Source organism: Pseudooceanicola lipolyticus (genome assembly GCF_002786325.1).
Lineage (GTDB): Bacteria > Pseudomonadota > Alphaproteobacteria > Rhodobacterales > Rhodobacteraceae > Pseudooceanicola_C > Pseudooceanicola_C lipolyticus.
The window spans coordinates 1-1,051 of record NZ_PGTB01000374.1 but is presented as its reverse complement, the minus strand read 5'-3'; the positions used below and the strand labels follow the sequence as shown (position 1 = coordinate 1,051).

Below are 1,051 nucleotides of genomic sequence, written 5' to 3'. Positions count from 1 at the left end.
CGGCGCCGGGCGTCGCCCCGCCCGATCTGGCCGAGGCGGCGCCTGACGCGCTGCTGCCCTCCCGACCCGAGCGGGTGCTTGCCGGCGAAGAATCGCTGCTGGACCTCGTTGCGGCGCGCACGGTGATGGTGCTGGCCGCCGGGGCCGGCGAATTCTCCACCGGGTCGGGCCTGTCGGTCGGGCCGGGGCTGATCGTCACCAATTACCACGTGATCGCCCAGGCGCTGGGCGAGGGCGGGCAGATCCTGGTCACCGGCGCGGCGCTGGCCGAACCGCAGCCCGCCACCGTGGTGAAAACCGATGGCCCGTTCCGCGACACCGGTGGCGATTTCGCCCTGCTGCAAATCGCCGATGACAGCCTGCCGGCCTATACCGTGCATCTGCCCGATGGCCCGCTGACGCTGTCCAACGTGGTGGCGGCGGGCTATCCCGGTGACGTGCTGGAAACCGATGCCGCCTTCAGCCGCCTGCGCGAGGGCGACCTGAGCGCGGTGCCGGGGCTGACGGTGACCGACGGGATCGTCAACACCGAACAACAGCTGGCGCCCGAAACCCGCGTCCTGATGCATTCGGCGGCGCTGTCCACCGGCAATTCCGGCGGGCCGCTGGTGGATATGTGCGGGCGGCTGGTGGGGGTCAACGCCTTCATCCGGCAAGGCGAGATGCAGAACCGGGGGTTTGCCCTGACTTCGGGCGACCTGATGGCCTTCCTCGCCGGCACCGCCGCCGCACCCGCGACCGACAGCACCCCCTGCGCGCCGGTGGTGGCTCGCCCGGACCTGGTGCGGAACTGAGCGAAGATGTTCGAACCGGTCCTCGTCACCACCTCGACCGAAGGCTTGCAGCCGCTGGGCTCGGCGGCGCAGCGGTCCTATGAGCTGGTGACCGGCGCGGTGCGCCAGCGGCTGGGCCCGGATCACGCGGCGATCTTTGCCGAGCCGGTGGCCGCCGAACATGGTGGCAGCATCGACTGGCACGCGCCGCTTTGGGGCGAGGCGCTGGCGCTGTCCGATTTGCCGGAAGACGAGCGCGCCGCGCTGACCGCGCGGCT

1 protein-coding gene and 1 pseudogene are annotated in these 1,051 nt (G+C 71.6%); both read left to right on the top strand.

From position 1 onward, the window contains the following. Window positions 1-794: trypsin-like peptidase domain-containing protein (locus tag CVM52_RS26030; RefSeq protein WP_133120017.1), on the top strand; the 794-nt coding region annotated here is incomplete at its 5' end. A 6-nt stretch (window positions 795-800) separates the two neighbouring features. Beyond that, a pseudogene (locus CVM52_RS26025) lies at window positions 801-1,051 on the top strand (hypothetical protein); the annotation flags it as partial.